This is a genomic window from Methylomonas aurea, from assembly GCF_024505045.1.
In the GTDB taxonomy this organism is placed as follows: Bacteria; Pseudomonadota; Gammaproteobacteria; order Methylococcales; family Methylomonadaceae; genus Methylomonas; species Methylomonas aurea.
Map to the genome: position 1 here is coordinate 86,543 of NZ_JANIBM010000002.1, position 22,414 is coordinate 108,956.

The window sequence follows — 22,414 nt, forward strand, 5'->3', positions numbered from 1 at the left end:
CGAGGAGGCGACATGAAACGGCACCACATTGCCGGACGTATACCGGCAGGATTGTTGCTGGCCCTGGCGGTTTCGGCGGCGGTTTCGGCGGCGGTTTCGGCGGCGCCGCGCGAGGCCGGCAAGGACAGCGGCGCGGTATTGAAGTTGCAGGGCATGGTGAAAAGTCTGACCGCCGAGCGCGACGCGGCCAAGGCCGAAACCGCCAAACTGAACGAGCAGCTCAAGCAGTTCGAACAACTGAAGAAAGACCATGCCGCCGCCGTCGCGGCCAAGGAACAACTCGGCAGCGAATTGTCGGCCCAGCGCAACGCCGCCGGCGAAGTGCGCGAACGTCTGGAAAAATCCAACGCCCGCTTGCAGGAAGCCTTCGAAAAAAACCGGGAGGCCAATCAGGCCAAAACCGATTTGGCCGGGCAACTGGCGGCGTTGAAAAGCAAACAGCAAGCCACCGAGCAACAGCTAAGCGTTTGCGGCGACCATAACCTGAAGCTGTATGAAGCCGGAAAGGACTTGCTGCAGCGCTACCAGAACAAGGGCGCGCTGTCCGGTTTGCTGGAGCAGGAAGCGCTGTTGCAGTTCAATAGCGTGGAAATGGAAAACCTCGTCCAGGAATACGAAGATAAATTGCGTGCCGGCAAGCTGGCGGAACAATCCGCCGCCGAAACCGGCAATCCCGTCCAATAGCCCTACGCGGCGCCGGGGGTGCGGCGACATGTCGCACCTGTTTGCCGGCCAAATTCCCGAAGCGGGTACCAGTTTGGCCGCGCAAATAAGTTAAAATCGGCCAGGCAGCGTTTTTAAAGCAGCTAAGGAATCGCTGATCGAATGTCCGCGTCGCCTGCAGCACTGCGACATTGTCGATGTAAGATCTTGATTTATAAGATCCCGCGCAGGATTGCCGCGGCAGGTCTGCAATCGCCAGCTTCGACCGGCGCGTCCGAAACAACCACACGCAAGAATCATCGAGATACTCATGACAACACATAAATTTTTAAAGAATCTGGGCATTGTTGTTTTGACGACCGGATTGGTAGCCTGTAACGGCGCCGAGGAACGGAAAGCGAAATACATGGAAGAGGGTAAGCAGTTGTTTCAAGCGGGCGATTACGAGAAAGCCCAATTGGCCTTTAAAAACGTTCTGCAAATCGATCCGAAAGACGCCGAGAGCCGGTTCCAAATGGCCGAAGCGTTGAGCAAGCAAGGCAAAATCGAAGCGGCCTTCAAGGAGTACAGTTCCGTCGTTGCCAGCAACGAAAACCACGTTATGGCGCGGGTGCGGGTCGGCCAGTTGCTGCTGCTGAACCGGATGGTCGACGATGCCGAGAAAATGGCCGGCGAAGCGTTGGCGAAGGAACCCGACAACGTCGAGGCGCTGGTGTTGCTGGCCGGCGTGCAATCGGCCAAGAACAATAACGACGGCGCCATCGCCTCGGTCGAGCGCGCGTTGAAACAAAGCCCGGACGACGTGCCGGCCACGTTGATGATGGCGTCGATCCAAACCCGGCTGGATAAAACCGACCAGGCCATTGCCATGTTGCAACAGGCCATCGCCAAAAAAGCCGACAATGTGCCGCTGCGCAGCATGTTGGCCGGCCTCTATGCCAAATCCAAACAAGCGGCCGAAGCGGAAAGTACCTTGGCCGAGATCGTCAAGATCGAACCGCAGCAACTGCAGCATTACCGCAGCCTGGCGCTGTTCCAAATCAGTACCCAGCAAGTCGACAAGGCCGAGGCGACCTTACGCAACGCCGTCGCACAAATGCCGGACAACGATACTGCAAAAACCTATCTGATCGATTTTCTGATGGAAAAACGCAGTCCGGAAGTGGCAATTGCCGAGCTGTTGCCGATGATCGAGCAAAAACCGGATGCCTACGAATTGAAATTCAAACTGGCCAACATCCATCTGGCCAAGAAAGAATTCGATAAGACCGAAGCCACTTTGAAAGAGATTGTCGACCGCGACAAGTTGGGTCCGAACGGTATCACCGCCCGCAATAAACTGGCGGCCCTGTATGCCTTGACCAAACGCGGCGACGAAGCCAAAGGCCTGATCAAGGAAGTGCTGGAGAACAATCCGCGCGATGCCGAGGCATTGACCATGCGCGGCCAGTTCGCGTTGGCGGAAAACCGGATTCCGGACGCAATCGCCGATTTCCGCGCGGTGCTGGTCGACCAGCCCAACAACACCGGCGTGTTGAAAATGCTGGCGGCGGCGCACCTGCGTAACAACGAAGACGAACTGGCGCGCGAAAACATGGAAAAAGTCGTGTCGCTGGCCCCGGCCGACGAAACCGCGCAACTGGATTTGGTCGGCCTGTTCTTGAAAAGCAACAAGCCCGAGCAAGCCAAACAGCAGTTGGAAACCTTGCTGAAAGCCAATCCGAAAAGCCTGAAGGGTCTGGAAGCCTTGTTCAAGCTGGAAGTGACGCAAAAACATTGGGACAAGGCCCAAGCCGCGGCCAAGCAGGTTCAGGAGTTGAACGACAAGGACGCTACCGGTTTTTACATGTCCGGTTTGGCCTACCAAGCGGAAAACAAGCTGGCGGAAAGCGTGGAAGCCTTCCAAAAGGCGCTGGAACGTAAACCCGATGCGGTGGAACCGTTGACCGAAATGGTAAAAAGCTACTTGGTGCTGAAGCAATCGGACAAGGCCCTGGCCAAGTTGCAACAGGTGGTCAAACAACAGCCGGACCATTTCGTCGCCTACAACCTGATCGGCGGCGCCTATCTGAACGAGCAAAAGTTCGCCGAAGCCAAAGCCGCTTACCAAAAGGCGCAATCGATCAAACCCGACTGGTACAGCCCGTACCGCAACCTGGCCTTGATCGAACTGGCGCAAAAGAACAAAGCCGGAGCGATCGATATTTATAAAAAAGGTATCGAGAAAACCGGCGGCGCGATGGAGCTGGTCGACGATCTGGCCCGTTTGTACCACCGCGAAGGCCAGAACCAGGAAGTGTTGGCCCTGTACGAAGCCTCTTATAAACAGCATCCGGATTCGGCCGTTGCCGTTAACAATCTCGCCAGCTACCTGTCGGATTTTGCTGCGACGCCGGAAAATCTGGAACGGGCGGCGAAACTGGCCGAACCGCTGCTGAAAACCAACAACCCGAACATGCTGGATACCGTGGCCTGGATCGCTTACAAGCAGGGCAATTACGACAAGGCCAAGGAAATCATGACCAAAGCGATCGAACGCGACGCGCAATCGCCGATCAGCAACTACCACATGGGCATGATTTATTACAAACAAAACGACCCGGTCAAAGCCCGCGAGTATCTGCAAAAAGCGGTGGACAAAAAAGTCGAGTTCGACGGCTTGGCCGAAGCCAAGGAAGTGCTCGGCAAGTTATAACCTGAACCGCTTGCCGGAGCCGAAAAGCGCCGTCCCATTGGGGCGGCGTTTTTTTTTGCCCGTTGAATAATTGCTGTTACGTCGGGTTTTGGAAACGTCGATGCAGAAGCGAGGTAATAGTTGGACGAGGTGTCGCGTGCGCCGATAGCGCAAAACGTGCTGCCGGCATGTTGCGGCATTGGTCGATTCGAAACAGATAACCAGGCGCCGCCGCCAAGGTTTTGCCCACTCGGGCCCGGAAAAAAGATTCCCGCAACAGCGGGAATCCGTAGGCATATCGAAAAAGCGCCCGGTCGGTTTGGTTTAGTCGTCGGCGTCGCGTTTGGATTTGTGGCCCGGTTTGGCCTTGACCGGGTATAGCGACAACAAGGGCCGGTACAGCTTGTTTTTTTGCAGCTTGGTTTCGGTAGGCAGGCCCTGATAGAACGCCCAGCCGTCGCGGTCGTCGCCGTTGACCACGCCGTCGTTGTTCAAATCCAGCGCAACCAACGGTTGGGTCGGTGTGGCACCGGTATAAGCGTATTTGGGCTGGCCGTTATAACCTTCCCAGATGTTTCTGACATTGGTGTAGTTGCCGTATTTGGCCAATGCGTTCGCCGCCTGCACGCTGCGGTGGCCGGTCGCGCATAGGATGTAAAGCGGCTGGTCCTTGTCCGGGAACAGCGATTCGACATAGTCGACGAAGTTTTGAATCGGCAAGGTGCCGTCCTTGGCGGACTGGTCGAGCAGGAAGCCCACTTCCGGATCGACCGAAATATCGTAGCCGATGTAGTCGGTTTGATCGTTAGCCTGGCTCGGGCTGCCGGTCACATGCGGAAACGGAATGCTGTAAGCGCCCACCGGGTGGCCCGCTACATATTCTTCGATCCGGCGCACGTCCAGAATGACCGGTTTTTTCCGGCTGTGCTCGCTGTCGCCTATATCGTCGTCATGTTGTTTCGCTTCTTCGTTCCAGCGGTTCTGGCTGACGTCCAGCCAGGCGCGGGCCGAACTGATCTCGGAATGGTATAGCACCGGATAGCCGTAACGGTTGCCGGTGGTTTCCGCAGTTGCTGTAGCTGCGTAGCCGGTACCCAGTACCGACAGGATGGCGATGGTTAAGCTCTGTTTCATGATGGATCTTCCTTTTCGTTGAAATTTTAGCGTTGGGTGTCGTTTACTCCCACCAGTGCATTTGCAATACCGGTGCCAAGCGCTGAGCCCGGTTGCGGATCGGCAGAAAAATTGCTTGGCATATAAGGTAGAGCGGCTATCGCTGCGGAGTCCGGGCCGAGTCGGAGCGGGAAAAATTCGCTTTGTCAATCGGAGCGAGGTGGTTCGCTCTGGTGGATTTTCAGCACACCGGCAACAGCTGTTGTTGAAAGCTCAGCAGGGACAGGGCAGAACCGATTTTCCGGCGCACGCCGGTTTTTTTCGGTCACGCCTAAAAAAACAGAGGGAATAAGTATGCATAAAGCCATTGTACTTAGGTACAGGTGCTTGGTTTTGTTACGAAAATGTTTCCAGCACGTTGGCCGCCAATTTCCGGATTGCCGGCAAAATCCCCCATCAATCCCGCGTAATTTCTATTGCTGAGCTGCTTGTATAGCAACAGCCGATCAGCAGTGGTTGCTGAAATATCAGCAGAATCCCGTCTTCGCTTTTGCCGAAAACTGTTAAGTATCACGCATTTATCGTGTTGGCACGGTTGCTGCTGGTTCAGGTTGGCGAGAAATCGCGCTTTCTAAATCTTCAGCTTTACGGTTTTTGCCAATGACTGGCGGGCCTGTTTCTAATCTGACTTGAGGTAATCACATGAAGACAACGTACAAACTTGCGGCGGCGATATCGTTCGCGCTGTTTGCCGGTAACGCGGCGGCAGCGATCGACACCGGCTTCGGTTTTGCAACCGGCGACGCCAAACCAGGTTCCTTGGTGTTCAGCGCGGTGGACGATGCCACCAAACAAACGTTTATCCTGAACCTGGGCTTGGCGACCACGACCGGCGTCAGCGGCTTGAATTACGCCGATTTTGCCGGCAACAAGCCTGGTGCGGCAGGATTTTCGACGCTACTGAGCGATGCGTTGGCGGCTAACGGCGGCAAGCTGGTTTGGAATCTGAGCAGCTACAGCCAATTCGGCAGCTTCATCAGCAACGTGGCCAATTTGCGCTGGTCGGTATTGGCCGGTTACGAGAAGGACAACGTTGCCGGTTCCAACTACGACAAGTTGGGAGTCGAGCCAGGCTTCGAAGGCTTGTATGCAGATGCCTATAGCACGCAATGGGGGGCATTAGTTACCGCGCCGGGTGTTGGTTCACTGAATCCGTCTGGGACTGCCGCACTTGAGCTGAATCCCAGTGAAACCGGTACCACCGGAGCTTATCTGGCGGCGGTAAATGCCAAGATTGCCGCGGAAGGCGAAGACGCTGACGTGGCCTCTCTCGACCCGGTTAACGGCGTCGCCTTTTACGATACAAAAGTAGATGGGTGGCAAGGCGCATTGTTGTCCGGCGTGCCGACCAAAAATGGCGCCGGCGAGTACGACTTCATCTGGGCGACCAATCCGTTCGCCGACGGTAAAAACCAGTTCACCTCGCTGGGTAAATTCATCTTGGGCACCGACAACACGCTGACCTTTAGTTCTCCTGTCGCCGCGGTGCCGGTGCCGGGTGCGGTCTGGCTGTTCGGTTCGGCGCTGGCCGGCCTATTGGGGGTAACTCGCCGTAAAACCGGCGCGCTAGCGGTTTAAGCGTTTGGGCGGCAAGCCTGGCCTTGCCGCCTCACAAGGAAATCAATTTTTTGAGGATTCATGTAATGACACAAGCACACACCATAAAAACGCTGGCCGCGGCCGTCTCGTTGTTGGCGGTAGCGCAAAGCGCAAACGCGCTGACGCCTTGGGATAACGGCCCGGCCGAAGTCAAAATCTTTACTTCCGGCGGCGCCGCGCAGGACCGCGCCATCGAAGAAGCCATCAAATTCGGTTTGGCGGCGCCGGGCACCTTGGACGTGTTCCAGGATCTGCAAGGCACCAACAAAGGTCGCCGCTTCCAGGGCTTTTACTTTACCGGCGCCGCCAGTTTGCCGGCCGGATTGGCCGGTAAACGGATTTACGTCGAAAAACGCTCCTTGGGCGCGGCCGGTTACGGCGTCGTGCCACTGGCCGGTAACATCGGTCTGGACCATCTGGATATTTTCCTGCCCAACAAAGGCGACGGTACCTTCGGTTCCAGTCAGTCGGGCGCATGGCAGGCCGACGGCGCCAAATTCTGGAAAGCCGAGATCACCAATACCGGCGGTACCTCCGGCCAATCGGCCTGGAACAACTATCTGGTGCAAAACCAATTGTCCGACGGCGGTTTTACCGGCGTCGACGCGCCGGCCTTGTTGGCGCCCGGTACCGACAATTATCCGGAAGTGGTCAAGGAGCCCAGCACCAACGCCAATGCCGCCGGCTGGAACACCAGCCTGACGCCGGCGGCGTTAACCGCCAACAATATCGCCCGGATACCGACCGGCGGTCTGGTCTACGGCATCGGCGTCCCGTTGGATTTTTATAAGGTGTTGCAAGTCGCGCAATACAAAAGCGGCCAATTGCCGGCCGATACCCTGGCCAATATCGGCAAATACGACGACGAGAGTTACATCCCGTCTTTGAGCCGGGATTTTCTGGCTAGCCTGTTGGCCGGCAGTATCAAAAATTGGAGCGACGTCAAAATCGTCGACCGTAGCGTGGCCGGCCAACCGGTATTGGCTTTGACCGACGCTACTATCGTTGGTGCGGCTGGCGTTGCGTTGCCGCCTTCGACTAAGGTCGCGATCGGCCGGCGTAACAAGGGAGCGGCAATCAGTGCGGTGCCTTATGCCAAAATCCTGGGTTATCCCTATGTGCAGGGCGCTACGGCACCCAAGGCAGCGACTTTGAATACCGCGGCAATCGATAACGGTGCGACCGCGCCGATCGCAAAAAATCCGGGTGGCGCCAACGCTACCGACGCCTTGCTGGTCGATTGGCAAAACGGTACCAACACCAGCGGTTTCAATCCGGCTTTGAAGAAATTCTGGGGTTTTGCCGTTCACGGCGGCGATCGCAACGCCAACGTCAGCCAGCCTTGGCGTTACGTCCGTGTCGACGGCGCGGCGCCAACCATCGCCAACGTGGCTAACGGCAGTTACCCATTGTGGGCGGAAGGCGAAGTCCTGATTCGGCCGGCCAGTGCGATCGGCGCCGATAAAGTTGCCGCGCTGGAAGCCTTCGCCAGCGCCCTGGCCAACGTCTCGGTACTGAAAACCGTCAATACCAATGCGGTGTTGCCGTTCGGCCAATCCGGCGTGTTTGCCACCACCAAAACCGACAGCACCGCTGCGATATCGGTGCCGTTCGATGCGGAAAACCCGGTCGTACCGTTATCTCACGTGACACCTAATGGCTTCACCAGCCTGGGCGTGGCGCCGGTGGCGTTCAACAACGGCGTTGCCAACCCGGATTTCGCCGGCACCACCAATAGCGTCATCGAGCTGAAGTAAGCAGCAACTTTAACCATATGGAGTAAGAACGGCCAGGGAAGGCCAACCAGCCAGGGACGATGTGGGCGATAAGGAGCCGCCCGAAACGGATTTTTTCAGGAACGGCCACAAGGAAACCGGGAGGGCCGACAGGATAGGGATAGCGTATTGGGCTGCGTCGGCTTTGGCTTTTACAAGTTGCGGGCGGCGCGGCTTAATTTTTGCCGGCTACCGCCGATTGTTCCGCCACCGGTATCGGTTCGGCCAGACGGACGGCGTAAGGCCATGGAGTCCGCACACATCGCTTATTCGCCGGAGCCCATTGTTCCGCTGCCGGATAAACGATTTTTGTGGTTTCCCGAGTTCGAATGCGGTCCGGATTTAGCGGGCCGCCAGCCATTTCAGAATCCGATTTGTTATGAGACATCAGCCCTTGTTGAGTTCCGACCTTCCCCTCAGTCAGCCCAAACCCTTGGCCGTGGCGATACGCAGTCTGATCGCCGGCGGTTTGGTGTTCGGCGCCGGTGCGGCGCCGGCCGCGGCGGACTCGCCGCTGCCGGAAGCGTTAAATCCGGCGGCTTTGGCCAGCAGCGGCCAGGCCAGCGCCTCGGTGACCGGCACCGCGATGACGATCAACCAGGCCACCAACAAGGCCGTGCTGGATTGGAAATCGTTCAACATCGATAAAGGCTACAGCGTCGAATTCAAACAACCCAGTTCCACCTCGATTGCGCTGAACAACATCCACCAGCAGGACGCCAGCAAAATCTTCGGCTCGTTGACCGCGAACGGCCAGGTCTACCTGATCAACCAAAACGGCTTTTTGTTCGGCAAGGATTCCCAAGTCAACGTCAATGCGTTGGTGGCCAGTACCTTGAAGATCAGCCAGGCCGATTTCGAAGCCGGCATCACCAAGGTATTCGATTTAAACAAGAACACCAATAACTTTGCCAACAGTGCCGCGGCGTTGAAGGGCAACGGCGAATTGTTTTTGAAGAACGCCAACGGCGAATACGTCAAAGACGCGGCCGGCAACAAGGTCAAAATCGAGATTTTCGTGCAACAGGGTGCCAGCATCAAAACCCGTGGCGAAGGCGGCCGGGTGATACTGGCTGCGCCCAGCATCACCAACGCCGGCACCATCGAAACCCCGGACGGCCAGACCATCCTCGCCGCCGCGACCGATAAGGTGTACCTGCAGGAAGCCAGCGACGATCCGAATGTGCGCGGCCTGTTGGTCGAAGTCGGCACCGGCGGCGACGTCAACAACGTCGGCAAAATCATCGCCCAACGCGGCAATGCCAGCCTGATCGGTTTTGCGGTCAACCAGAAAGGGATTGCCTCGGCGACGACCTCGGTGCAATTGAACGGCTCGGTACGCTTGTTGGCGCGGGAAGGTATCCAAACCCCAAGTTCGGTCGGCGGCAAATTGCTCGGCAAGTCGACCAAGCGCAACAGCGTATTGCCCGGCCAGGAACAGTTGGGCACCAGCGCTACCGTCGATCTGGCGGAAAACAGCCGCACCAGCGTCGATCTCGATACCGACAAAACCCTGACCGCGATCGACGCTCAGGAACAGACGCCGTCGTACATCCAGGTCAGCGCCCACAAAGTCTACATGCGCAACGGTTCGCTGATCGAAGCCAAATCCGGCGATGTCGAGTTACAGGCGTTGGATAACCTGTCGAATCCGGCCGAAAAAGGCAGCGCCAGAATTTTCCTCGATAGCGGCGCCAAGATCGATGTCTCCGGCGTCAAAAACGTCGCGCAGTCGGCCGACAGCAACGTGGTCGAAGTCGAATTGCGCAAGAACGAATTGCGCGATGCGCCGCTGCAACGCGACGGCGTGTTGTACGGTAAAAAAGTCAAAGTCGACATCCGCGACGCGCATCTGGTCTACGACGCGGACGGCAAATTGGTCAGCGCCGCAATTCCGGTGGCCGATATCAAAGGCGCGGTCGATCGGGTCGCGAAAAACATCGACCAGCGCAGCACCTCGGGCGGCAGCATTAGCCTGCTCTCCAGCGGCGACGTTGTCGCCAAGGCCGGCAGCACGCTGGACGTGTCCGGCGGCTCGGTGGCCTACCAGGGCGGCAATATCGTCACCAGTAACCTGGCGGCGGGCAACCGGATATTCAATATCGCCGATGCCGATCCGGACTTGGCCTACGACAGTCTGTTCAATTACCAGCACTACAGTCCGGGCTACGTCGAAGGCAAGGCCGGCGGCCAACTGCAGATCAACGCCTACGAAGCCTTGCTGGAAGGTACACTGCAAGGCCGCACCGTCACCGGCGCCCTGCAGCGCCATCCCGAACAATGGGCGGCCGGTAGCAGTTTGCTGATCGATTTGATCAACGGCAACGATTTCAGCAAACAGAATGTGACCTTCGACAGCCGGGCCGTGGTGCAGTCGCTGGGACCGACCGATCCGATCCCGCGCCGCAACAGCGGTAATCCGGCGCCGGTGGCATTGAATATCAATTCCGATACCTTGCGCAACGCCGGCTTTCGCAATCTGACCGTGCGCGCCAACGGCGATCTGTTGCTGGCCGACGGCAACCGCATCGATCTGCCGGCCGGCGCCAGCCTGGATCTGACTGCGCGCAATTTCGAGCTGCGCGGCAGTATCGTCGCGCCGTCCGGCAGCGTCAATTTGCAACCGGTGGTGATGGGCCAGGTCATCCAGCCGGCCGCGATCAGATTGGCCGCCGGCGCCTCGATCGATGTCAGCGGTTTGTGGATCAACGATGGTTTGGACATGCAACAGGGGCGGGGCTTAAGCCCGATTGCGATCGATGCCGGCAGCGTCAATTTGCGCAGCGAACAGCGCGATCTGATCTTGGAAACCGGCAGCCGCATCGTTGCCGACGGCGGCGCCTGGCGCAAGGCCAATAGCCACGTGGAAGCCGGCCAGGCCGGCAGCATAGTCTTGCGCGCGCAAACCCATTTGGCCGGCGTGACACCGGCCAGCCTGATTTTGAACGGTAACCTGCAAGCCTGGGGTTTGGCCCAGGGCGGCAAACTGCATCTGGAAAGCAACGAAGTCGTGATCGGTTCCGCCGGCGATGCGCCGCCACGCGCCGGCACGGCAAAACCTCTGCTGCTGGCGCCGGGCTTTTTTCAGCAGGGCGGTTTCGCCGATTTCGATATCGTGGCCAACCGCTATGGGCTGAAAGTCGCCGATAACGTCCGGATCGAATTGCAGCCGCGCAACCGGCAATTGCTGGCCTCGTCCGGGGCCGCGGCGTCGGGCAGCAAGTTGGTGGATGTCAGCCGGGAGATCAGTCTGCCCGAACATTTGCGCAAACCGGTCAGTCTCAACTTGTCCTACGCCGAAATCGCCCAGCACAGCCCCGGCGAACATCTCAGCATCGGTAACGGCGCCTCGATTCGTACCGGCATCGGCGGCTCGGTGACGCTGAATTCTTCGACTTCGATTTTCCTGAACGGTGTGATCGATACGCCGGCCGGGGATATTGCGTTGAACATCGTCAATCCGCCGTTGGTCATCGGCTTCGACGACGCCCAGGGCATCTGGTTGGGTAGCGAAAGCCGCTTGAGCGCCAGAGGCGCGTTGCTACGCCAACCCAGCGCCGCCGGACTGTTGGCCGGCCAGGTGCTGGCCGGCGGCAGCGTGACGTTGGCCGCCAACCGCGGCTATATCGTCGGCAGAGCCGGTTCGCAGATCGATGTCTCCGGTAGCGCGGCGGAGCTGGATATTCCGCAACTGCGCAACGGCCGCCAGACTTACGTCAGACAGACTATCGCCTCGGCCGGCGGCAGCATCGATCTGACCGCCGGCGAAGGCATGCTGGCCGACACGGCGCTGCATGCCGCCAGTGGCGGCGCGGGTGCGGCCGGCGGCAGCCTGACGGTGGCGCTGGATCGCGGTTTGCGCGGCAAACCGGAGCTTCCGATCAACGGCAGCTTATTTCCGGACGACAGAAAACCGAATCAGCCGTACCGGATCGAAATCTCAGCGGCGGACGCCAACAGCGTTCCGGACGGTTTGGCGACCGGAGCCGCTATCGACCCGGCGCTATTCGGCGGCCGGGCCTTATTCAACAGCCGGCTGATCAATGCCGCCGGCTTCGATTCGTTGGCGTTCGAAGCCGACAGCACGCGAGTCGGCGGCCAATTGAATAGCGGCATCCTGTTCAAAGGCAATGTCGAATTGCGCAGCGGCCGCCAAATCGTATTGGATACGCCCAGCCTGCAAAGCGACGGCGGTACGGTGCAACTCAATAGCGTCTATCTGGCGCTGGGTTCGTCGCAGAGCCGGGTGGGCGCCAACACCGCGCCTGCGGCCAGCGCCGGTAGCGGCCGATTTACCGCTAACGCCAAAGCCGTCGATCTGGTCGGCGGCCTGGCCTTCAACGGTTTCGATGCGATACGGATCAATAGCAGCGGCGATATGCGCCTGCGCGGCCTGCTCGGCTCTACCCAAAAAGACTACATCGGCCGTTTGAACGTGGCCGGCGATTTGACCTTACAGGCCAACCAACTCTATCCGGGCACGCTGACCGCATACCTGATCGACGCCGGCAGCCGTTCCGTTACCTTTCTGAACAGTGTAGCTAGCCAAACGCCGGTGTATTCGGCCGGTGGCAGCCTGACCGTCAATGCCGCCAACATTTACCAGCGCGGCACGCTGAAAGCGCCGTTCGGCAGTTTGACTTTAAACGCGGCCAATACCCTGCAGTTGGCAGTCGGCAGCGTGACTTCGGTATCCGCGGACGGCTTGCTGGTGCCGTTCGGCCGCGGTTCCGGCGGTACCGACTGGCTGTATCCGCTGGATTCCGGCCAAACCGCCAATATCGTGGTCAATGCGCCGCCGGAGAAAAGCCTGCATTTGACCGGCACGGATGTCGACCTGCAACAGGGCGCGCTGATCGACCTGTCCGGCGGCGGCGATCTCTATGCCTACGAATTCATCCCCGGTCCGGGCGGCAGCAAAGACGCACTGGCGGCCGGCAACGGCAGCTTTGCAGTACTGCCCGGTTTCAATTCCAGCCTGACGCCGTACGATCCGCTGGAATCGGCGGGTTCCGGCCTGCACAACGGCGATAGTGTGTATCTGGCGGCCGGCAGCGGTCTGGCCGAGGGTTGGTATACCTTGTTGCCGGCGCGTTATGCCTTGTTGCCCGGCGCTTATCTGGTAACGCCGGTGGCCGGCAGCCAGGATGCGGTGGTCAATACCACCAATAACGCCGGCAGTCCGGTCGTGGTCGGCCGCTACGGCGTGGCCGGTACGGCGATTGCCGACAACCGCAGCAGCAGCTTTCTCGTCGAACCCGGCGCCATTGCCCGCACCCGCTCGCAATACATCGACTATTACGCCGGCAAATTCTTTTCCGACAAAGCCGCAGCCGCCGGCCAAGCGGCGCCGCAATTGCCGGGCGACGCCGGCAGCCTGGTGCTTTCCGCGCAACGCAGCTTGAAACTGGCGGCGGATTTGGCGGCGCAACCGGCCCTGCGCGGCGCCGGCGGCCAAGTCGATATTACCGGCAACCGTTTGGCCGTGGTCGGTAACAGCGCCGATCTGGCCGGTCTGGACAGCGGCACGGTGGGCCTGCTGGCTTCGGACTTGAATAAATTCAATGCGCCCAGCCTGTTGTTGGGCGGCCAGCGCAGCAAGGAGGCCAAAGGCCAACGCCTGACCGTCTCCACCAATAAACTGACGGTGGCCGGCAATGCCGTATTGCAGGGCCAGGAAATCCTGCTGGCCGCCACCGATTTGGTCCAGGTCGCCGCCGGCGCTCAATTGCTCGGCATAGGCTCGGACGGCCAGGGCGGCGGCCAATTGCTGGTTTCGAATGCGGCAGGCGGCAGCGACGGCGCGTTGTTGCGGGTCGCTGCCGGCGGCCAGGCCGAAGTCAGCCGCGATCAAACCGTCAGCGGCAACCGCGGCGAATTGGTCGTGGATGCCGGTGCGTTGATCAAGACCTCCGGTTCGGCGCTGCTGGATGCGACCAAAAACACCGTATTCGACGGTAGCATCGATATGGCGGGCGCTGCGTTGGCCCTGAACGCCGGCCGCATCAGCATCGGTGCCGCACCGGCCAACACGCCCGGCCTGGTGTTGGCCAACACCGCATTCGATCTGAAAGAGTTGCGCCTGAACAGCCGCGGCGATTTCGATATTTACGGCGGCGTCGATCTGGACGTCGACAACTTGCTGATCTCGGCCGCAGCGATCAACGGCTTTGCCAATCAGGGCGCCGCAGCGAATATCAACGCTGATTCGATCGTGCTGACCAACCTGGGCGCCAGCAGCAACCGCAGCGGCAGCGGTAACGGCACCTTGAATTTGAATGCGGACGACATTCGTTTGGGCGCCGGCAGTTACCGCATCAGCGGCTTCGATAATGTCAATTTCAAAGCCAACGCCGGTATCGGCGGCATCGGCCAGATCGTCGATCCGGCAACGGGTAACAGCCGGTTCGCCGATCCCGGCAAATTAAAGGTGGCCGGCAATCTGACGCTGGACGCGGCCTACATCGGCGGCGGTAACGGCGCGACGACCAGTATCGATGCCGGCGGTTACCGGGTCGATTTGCTGGCCGGCAGTGCGTTGCCTGCCCAGTTGACTCCGGGTTTGGGTGGGCAATGGTCCATCACCGGCGACAGTATCCAAGGCAGCGGCCGGTTTTTGCTGCCGTCCGGTAGCTTGAGCCTGCAAGCGCTGAACGGATCGGTCGCTCTCGAAAGCGGCAGCGTGGTCGATTTGTCCGGCCGGGCTCTGGCCTTCGCCGACGCGGTCAAATACTCCGCCGGCGGCAATTTGGCCCTGCAGGCCAGCAACGGCGACGTGGCGCTGAAATCCGGCACCCAAATCAATCTCGGCGGCGGCCAACGCAGCGTGAACGGTGCAACCTACCAGGCCGCCGACGCCGGCCGAATGCTCGTCAGCGCGGTTCAAGGCAAATTCGATTGGCAAGGCACTATCGACGGCAAAGCCACGCTGCATACCGATGCTAATTTCAAGCAGGCCAGCCTGGCGCTGGACGTTAAAGATCTGGGCGATATTTCCACGTTGAGCGCAAAACTGGCTCAGGCTGGCTTTGCCGAACAAGTGGCTTTGAAACAAAGCAGCGGCGATATCTTGCTGAATGACGGCAATACCTTGAGCGCTCGCCAATTGGTTTTAGAGGCCGATCAGGGCGCCGTAACGATTGCGGGTACTTTGAACGCTTCCGCCGCCAAGGCCGGCAGCATCGACGTTTATGGCCGCAATGGCATCAACCTGGCCGCGACCGGCCGCATCCTGGCCCAGGCCACGGCCAGCGGCGAAAGCGGCGGCCAAGTCGCGCTGGATACGCTGCACCGCGACGATGCCGGCAGCGGTTTGCTGGACTTGTCGGCGGCGGGCGGTTTGATAGACCTATCGGGCGCTGCCGGCGCTAGCGGCGGTGCGCTGCATTTGCGTAGCGGACGCAACGGCAACCAAGTCAACATTTCGGCTATCGATGCGACGATTACCGGTGCCGATCCGCTGCGCAGCGCAGTCGAAGCCGTGCGGGTTTATGCCGGCGTATCGACGATTACCAGCGACCTTATCGCTACCTGGCGCGACCAAACCGCCGAGTTCATGCAAAACCGGCCGGTATTGAGCGGTCTGTCGGCCGCCAATTTGGAGCTGCTGCCCGGTATTGAGGTGCGTAGCAGCGGAAATCTGGCGCTGGCTGACAATTGGGATTTCATGGCCGGCCAGTGGGCCGATAATGCCATCGACTGGCATTCGGACTGGCGCTACGGCGACCGGCAATTGCCCGGTTTCCTGACTTTGCGCGCCGCCGGACAATTGAACGTCAACGCTTCGCTGAGCGACGCCTTTGCCAATACGTCGTTGCCGGGCCAGGAACAACAGGATCTGGAAGCGGCGTTGGGCAGTAAACTGCTGAGCAAAGACTTGCTGCAACCCGGCCTGTCCTGGAGTTACAAGCTGATTGCCGGGCAGGACGTGAATCTGGCGGCCGCTCGCGGCGCTGAGCAGGTCAAAGTCAGAACCGGGACCGGATCGATCGACATCGACGCCGGCGGCAGTATCCGTTTCCTGCCGAAAACCGGCGATAGCCAGGCCGCGGCGGCGGTTTACACGATGGGTACCGCCGCGCTCTACAGTCGCAACCAGTTGTTGAAAGGCGAGATTCCGGGCATCCCGGCGCAAAATGCCGGCGAGAGCGTGCAAAATTATTTGGCCCGCCTCAGCCCGGAGCAATTGAACCGGGTATTGCGTTACGGTTTGCTGGATCAGGACAGCATCGTGCAGGGCATTGCCTTGTATGCCGAGTTTCCGACTCAAGGCGGCAACATCGGTTTGCGCGCCGGCGGCGATATCAGCGGCATCCAAACCGGCCAGAGCATCGGCGATTGGCTGGTGCGCGACGGCCAATGGCAGGCCGGCAGCGATACCAACCAAGCCACGGCCTGGGGCATCAATATCAGCGGCAACCGCGATTTCGAGCAACTGGAACCCGATGCCGACGGCAATATGCTGTTTGCCGGCGCCAACCGCTACTTCAATCAGAACGTTGGCGCCTTGGCCGGCGGTAACGTCAATGTCGTTGCCGGCGGCAATATCAATAATCTGTCGGTGATGATTCCCACCACCGGCAAACCGCTCGGCACGATAGACGCAAACGGCCGCTGGTTGCAGACCGGCACCTTTATCAACGGCGGCGGCGACCTCAGCGTGGTTGCCGGTAACGATATCGTCGCCGGCGAGTTTTACGCCGGCCGCGGCCGCGCCGAGCTGATCGCCGGCGGCAGCATTGCCAAAGGCGCCGTGCCGGGGTCGGCGCAAACCGTCGGCGTCATGCTGGATGTCGGCGACGCCGAGTTCCAGGTCAGGGCTCGCCGCGATATCGAATTGGCCGCCGCGTTGAGTCCGACCGCGCTGAAACAGAAGATTCCGAGTTTTCCCGGCGACGGCGTCGATAGCCGGTTCTTCAGCTATACCGCGCACAGCGCCGTAAACCTGACCTCAATCGCCGGCAATCTGTTTTTCCAAAACGACTACGACGCGATCAAAGCTGTAAAGAAATTGTCGTCTAACGATGGCAGCGGATTCGAGTATTTCGTATACCCGGCGACGCTAAGGGCAGCGGCGCTGAGCGGCGATGTCCGCATCAACGGTTCCATGACCCTGTTTCCCGATGCGGCCGGCGATCTGGAATTGCTGGCCAACGGTAACATCGGCTCGGATACGCCGCTGGCATTGGCGAAAAAGATCAGCGTCAACATGTCCGATACCGATCCGGCTTTATTGCCCGGCATTGCCAATCCGGCGCGGAATTTGGACGGCGATTACGTGTCCGGCAACATTCAGGCGCAACAGTTGCTGGATGCCAATTCGCCGAAGCCGGCGACGATACATGCGGCGGTGCCGGTGCATCTGCACGACCAGACTCGGCCGCTGATCGTGGCGAAAACCGGCAGCATCGGCTTTGCCGCCGGTCTGGAGGCGACTTTCCATATGCCGCAGGCGGCCAGTTTCATCGCCGGCCGCGACATCAACAACCTGTCGGTCAACGGCCAGAATTTATCGAGCAGCGATGCCACGTTGATTATGGCCGGCGGCAACATCAATTTCGATACCGTCACCGACAGCAACGGCAACGTGGTGTTCACCCGCAACAATCCGCAATTCTTCCGCCTGGGCGGACCCGGCCATTTGCAGGTGGTAGCTGGCGGCGACGTGGTGTTGGGCAGTTCCGGCGGGATTCAGACTGTCGGCAATTTATTGAATCCGGGCTTAGGCAACATCGGCGCCAGCATCGATTTGCTGGCCGGTACCGCCGGCGGCATCGATCTGGCCGGATTCGCCGATAAATACCGTGCGTTGTATCCCGAATGGTTAAACGGTCTGGACAACTTGACCTCATCGGAAAGTCAGCGTTATCTCGGTAACGTGCTGGCGGTACTGTTCACCGAAATCGACCAATCGGCCAAAGCGGCCGCCGCGGCAGGGGAGGGCCAACGGGCCGCGCAGTATAAACGCGGTTTCGATGCGATTCAGGCCTTGTTCCCGAATGCCGAATATAGCGGCGATGTCAGTCTGGTGTTCAGCGCCGTGAAAACGCTGGCCGGCGGTAGCATCAACATCGCGGTGCCGGGCGGCAAGCTCGACGTCGGCCTGACCGGGAAAAAAGCCGCCGACGAATTGGGTATCGTCGTGCAACAGGCCGGCAATCTCAATATCTTTACCCGCGACAACGTCAACGTCAACCAATCGCGGGTGTTTACCCTGGGCGGCGGCAACATCGTGGCCTGGTCTTCCAAAGGCGATATCGACGCCGGCAAGGGTGCCAAGTCAGCCTTGTCGGCGCCGAAGCCGATCACCTCGGTCGATGCCAACGGCAACATCGTCACGGTATTTCCGCCGATCATTTCCGGTAGCGGGATCCAGGCCATCGGCGGCGGCAACGTCACGCTGGCGGCGCCGCAAGGCGTGGTCGACGCCGGCGAGGCCGGCATCAGCGGCGGCGACATCACCATCGCCGCCACCGCCGTGATCGGCGCTTCCAACATTCAGGCCAGCGGTACCTCGACCGGCGTACCTACTGCCGTGGCTGCGCCGGTCGTGCCGACCGGCGCCGATAGCGCCGCCGCCGGTGCCGCCAGATCGGCCGGGGAAGCGCCGGCCGCCGGCAACAAGGATGCCGACGGCAAAAACGGCGGCGGCGACAAAAAAGCGCCGGTCGCAGTGCTGAGTACCGATATCGTCGGTTACGGCCAGTGCAGCGTCGGCGATATCCGCGACGGCAAGGCCGGTTGCGGCGGTTAAACCGCCATAGCGCCCGCCAAGGCAAATCCCGGCTCAGGCCGGGATTTTTTTTGCCGGAACACGGCGGCCTGTTGGGTGGAAGGCAAAGCGTGTTGCCGGGCCAGCAATGTTGCGGCGACTGTTGGAATATCAGCACATGATCAGCAACAAATGCTGTTAAATCAGCAGGACATAAGCAGTCTTAAGGGTAAGTCATTGATTATTGGAAAATTCTGATTGGCACGCTTACTGCAAAATCTAAAGCAAGCCGCTGTTACCAAGCGTTCATGAGCCGCTTAGGCAAATCCGATTAGCTTGCGACCGAGCGGCGATTCGCCTAGCCATAATTTCGATTGCAGAATTCAATGTTTAAAAAGTCATACCTGTTCGGCTGTGCCGTTTTGTGTTTTCCATTGCTCGCCCAAGCCTGGTGGAACGACGACTGGAACTCGCGCCGGCAAGTAGCGGTGGATGCATCGGCGACCGGAGCCGACATCCAGGAAACCTTGGCCGAGGTGCCGGTGCTGGTGCGGCTGCACGCCGGCAACTTCGGCTACTTTGCCGAGCTGGCCGAGAACGGCCGCGACTTGCGTGCATTGAAAGACGACCAAAACCCGTTGGCCTACCAGGTCGAGCAGGTCGACGCCTTGAGCGAAATCGGCCTGGTCTGGGTCAAGCTGCCGCAAGTGCGCGGCGGCGTCGCCACCGACGACTTCTGGCTGTACTACGGCAACGCCAATGCCGCGGACGGTTCGGACGGCAAGGGCTTGTACGATCTCGCCCAGGGCCTGGTGTACCACTTCAACGCCGCCGATACCCTGCCGCAGGATGCCACCGCCTACGCCTCCCATGCCAGCGATTCCAAAGCCAGCATTCAAGCCGCCGGCTGGATTGGCGCCGCCGCCCAATTCACGGGTAGCGGGCCGATTACGGTAAATCCCTTGCCGCAATTGGCTTTTGCCGCCGACAAAGGCTGGACTTTCTCCGCCTGGCTGAAGATCGACCAGGCCAACCCGGCCGCGACCCTGCTCAGTGCCCAAGCCCCCGGCTTCGATCTGCGCTTGAACCTGCAAGGCAATACGCTAACTGCCGTGGCCGGTAACGCCAGCACCCCGGCGGCATCGCTGACTTTAGGAAAGTGGCAGCACATCTCCCTGGTGCTGCGCCCGGAAAACCTGGCCGCCTACACCGGTGTCAAGGCCGCGCAAAACCCCGCCAGTTACGCGCCGCCGCAAATCCTGGAACTGTACCTCGACGGCGTTTCGGTCGGTACGGTCAAAACCCAATTGAGTGCCGGCCAACCCGCGATTCGCCTCGGTGACAACTATCAAGGCTGGCTGGACGAAGTGCAGATCGCCGCCACCGCCCGTAGCGCCGACTGGCTCAAATTCGCCTACCGCAGCCAAAGCCCGGATTTCGCCGTGCTCAGCCACGGCCAGGACGAGTCCAACAGCAGCGGCGACGGCGGCCACTTCATGGTCATCGTCCAAAACGTTACCGTCGACGGCTGGGTCGTGATCGGTTTAACCCTGATCATGCTGATTGTCGCCGTCATCGTCATGGTCAGCAAAACCCTGGTCATCAACCGGATCGGCAAGGACAACCGCGCTTTTCTCGACCAATACCGCCGGCTGGATCCGAACAGTCTGGGCTCTCTCGACCAGGACGAAACCGCCGAGGAACAGGAATTGGGCGAGTCGGATCTGCTGACCGCTCTGGTCGGCAAACATGACCACTTCCAGAGTTCGGTGCTGTACCACCTGTACCACACCGCGATCCAGGAACTGAACAAACTGCAAGGCAACGCCGACCAGGTGGTGACCCGCGAAGCTTGGGATTATCTGCGGGTCAAGCTCGACAGCCAGATCGTCCACGAAGGCCAACGCCTGAACCGGCATATGGTGCTGCTGACCATCGCCATCGCCGGCGGCCCGTTCCTGGGCCTGCTGGGCACCGTGGTCGGGGTGATGATCACCTTCGCCGCCATCGCCGCCTCGGGCGACGTCAACATCAATTCCATCGCCCCCGGTATCGCCGCCGCCTTGCTGGCGACCGTGGCCGGCCTGGCCGTCGCGATCCCGGCGCTGTTTGCCTACAACTACCTGTTGACCCAGATCAAAGACATTACCGCCAGCATGCGGGTTTTTGCCGATGAGTTTCTGGCCATTTTATCCATGCGCGCCGCCCGCCAGGCGGCAGGGAACTAAGCGATGAAAGTCGAAGAAGAAGGCAAGGTATACGACGACATCAACATCACGCCGATGCTGGACGTGGCCTACGTGCTATTGCTGATTTTCATCATCATGACCACCGCCACCGTGCAGGGCATCACCGTCAATTTACCCAAGGCCAGCAGCACGCCGAGCCTGTCCAAACCCAAGACCAAGGCGATTTCGATCACCCCGGACGGCAGCGTTTATCTCGACACCTACCCGGTGTCGTTGCAGGAACTGGAAACCCGGCTGGCGCAGTACAAGGCGGCGACGCCGGACCTGCCGGTGGTGGTCAAAGCCGATGCCAGCGTGCAGTACCAGAAGGTGATCGAGGTACTGGATATTGTCACCCGGTTGCAGATTAGTCAGTTGGGGTTGGTGACGCAGAAGTTGGTGAAGTGAGGGGAGATGGTGTCGCTGGCGCGACGGCGGGTTTGAATGCCGGTTCGCGGACCGGCGGCCGCGATACTTTCTTTTGCGTGGCCAAAAGAAAGTATCCAAAGAAAAGGCCACCCCGCTGCCGCTTGAGTCCTGCGCGCCGTCGGGTTTGAACGGGGTTTTCCGAAGGGGCTTCCCAGCCCCTGCGGAAAACGCGATGCATCCCTGCATCGCCCCTACGGGCTGATCCGTTCAAACCCGCCGGTGCTCGGCGCGGCAAAGGGGGAAGGAGACGCCCCGGTGTTTGAAGTCACCCGGCGTAACGTGGCCGCAGGCGTAGGGTGGGCACGGTTTTTGTGCCCACGCGGCATAAAGCTGAACCAAGCTGCGTAGTAGGCCGGAATAAGTGCAATGTTTCCGGCACCGCGTGCTGATGCGGAATCCCAGCGGCTTGCCTAGGCCAGGGTGAATAGAGAGCAGGCAACCTCGGGTGCTGTGACAACGAATGATTGAAGCGAGATGACAAACAAATACGCCTGGCTCCGGCGCTTGCCGGTGGTGTTGGGAATAGGGTTGAGCCTGTTGATCGGTTTGGGCGTGTGGTGGCTGGCGGATAAGTTCGAGAAGCCGCCGCAGACCAAAAAGCAGGTGCAACAGATCACGGTGATCCAGCCGCCGCCTCCGCCGCCCCCGCCGCCGGAGCAACCGCCGCCTCCCCCGGAGGAGATCAAGGAAGAGAAGATCGAAGAACCTGAGCCGGAACCGGAGCCGGAACCTGCGCCGGAGCCGGACGAAGCGCCGCCGGCCGAGGATTTGGGGGTGGATGCCGACGGTACTGCCGGCAGCGACGGCTTTGGTTTGCAAGCCCGCAAGGGCGGCCGCTCGATCCTCGGCGGCGGTGGCGGCAACGCCATCCTCTGGTACGGCGGCCAGATCCAGCGCCAGGTCGAGACCGGCCTGCAAAATCTGCTGGCCGACACGCCGGCAGCGCAAGCCGGCTACAGCGTGATCCTGGAAATCTGGGTCGGCCCGGACGGCCGCATCAGCCGCGGCGAACTGGCCAGCGGCAGCGGTAAAGTCGAAGTCGACCAGGCCCTGCGCACCGCGCTGCCGCGACTGCGCGCCAGCGTCGGCCGGCCGCCGCCGGAAAGCATGCCGCAACCGATTCGGATTCGGTTGAATTCGAGGGTTTAAGCGATATCGCTTC

At 60.1% G+C, this 22,414-nt stretch carries 9 protein-coding genes; 8 read left to right on the plus strand and 1 reads right to left on the minus strand.

Going from position 1 to position 22,414, the window contains the following annotated elements; all coding sequences use genetic code 11:
• Window positions 1-12 precede the first annotated feature (12 nt).
• Both NP603_RS02260 and NP603_RS02265 read left to right on the plus strand, forming a co-directional pair.
• Window positions 13-684, plus strand: coding sequence for a hypothetical protein (locus tag NP603_RS02260; protein ID WP_256609302.1), 672 nt, complete (start codon window positions 13-15; stop codon window positions 682-684).
• 289 nt (window positions 685-973) lie between these two features.
• Window positions 974-3,358 carry a tetratricopeptide repeat protein gene (locus tag NP603_RS02265; RefSeq protein ID WP_256609303.1) on the plus strand — a complete coding sequence of 795 codons (2,385 nt, stop codon included), beginning with the start codon at window positions 974-976 and terminating at the stop codon, window positions 3,356-3,358.
• Between the two features lie 303 nt (window positions 3,359-3,661).
• Here NP603_RS02265 and NP603_RS02270 read toward each other — a convergent pair whose 3' ends face one another.
• The gene (locus NP603_RS02270) at window positions 3,662-4,471 is read right to left on the minus strand and encodes a rhodanese-like domain-containing protein (protein WP_256609304.1); all 810 of its coding nucleotides are present in this window, start codon (window positions 4,469-4,471) and stop codon (window positions 3,662-3,664) included.
• Between the two features lie 681 nt (window positions 4,472-5,152).
• On the opposite strand from NP603_RS02270, the gene NP603_RS02275 reads away from it, so the two are divergent.
• The 6 genes from NP603_RS02275 to NP603_RS02300 all read left to right on the plus strand — a co-directional run bounded on the left by NP603_RS02275 (window position 5,153) and on the right by NP603_RS02300 (window position 22,401).
• Window positions 5,153-6,088, plus strand: coding sequence for a hypothetical protein (locus NP603_RS02275; protein WP_256609305.1), 936 nt, complete (start codon window positions 5,153-5,155; stop codon window positions 6,086-6,088).
• 65 nt (window positions 6,089-6,153) lie between these two features.
• The gene (locus NP603_RS02280; RefSeq protein ID WP_256609306.1) at window positions 6,154-7,866 is read left to right on the plus strand and encodes a hypothetical protein; all 1,713 of its coding nucleotides are present in this window, start codon (window positions 6,154-6,156) and stop codon (window positions 7,864-7,866) included.
• A gap of 397 nt (window positions 7,867-8,263) precedes the next feature.
• Window positions 8,264-18,637 (plus strand): filamentous hemagglutinin family protein, encoded by a 10,374-nt coding sequence (locus tag NP603_RS02285; protein WP_256609307.1) that lies wholly within the window; start codon window positions 8,264-8,266, stop codon window positions 18,635-18,637.
• Between the two features lie 344 nt (window positions 18,638-18,981).
• Window positions 18,982-20,823, plus strand: coding sequence for a DUF2341 domain-containing protein (locus NP603_RS02290; protein ID WP_256609308.1), 1,842 nt, complete (start codon window positions 18,982-18,984; stop codon window positions 20,821-20,823).
• A gap of 3 nt (window positions 20,824-20,826) precedes the next feature.
• Window positions 20,827-21,231: an ExbD/TolR family protein gene (locus tag NP603_RS02295; RefSeq protein ID WP_064021505.1), complete on the plus strand. Its 405-nt coding sequence runs from the start codon at window positions 20,827-20,829 to the stop codon at window positions 21,229-21,231.
• A 495-nt stretch (window positions 21,232-21,726) separates the two neighbouring features.
• The gene (locus tag NP603_RS02300) at window positions 21,727-22,401 is read left to right on the plus strand and encodes a TonB C-terminal domain-containing protein (protein ID WP_256609309.1); all 675 of its coding nucleotides are present in this window, start codon (window positions 21,727-21,729) and stop codon (window positions 22,399-22,401) included.
• Window positions 22,402-22,414 lie beyond the last annotated feature (13 nt).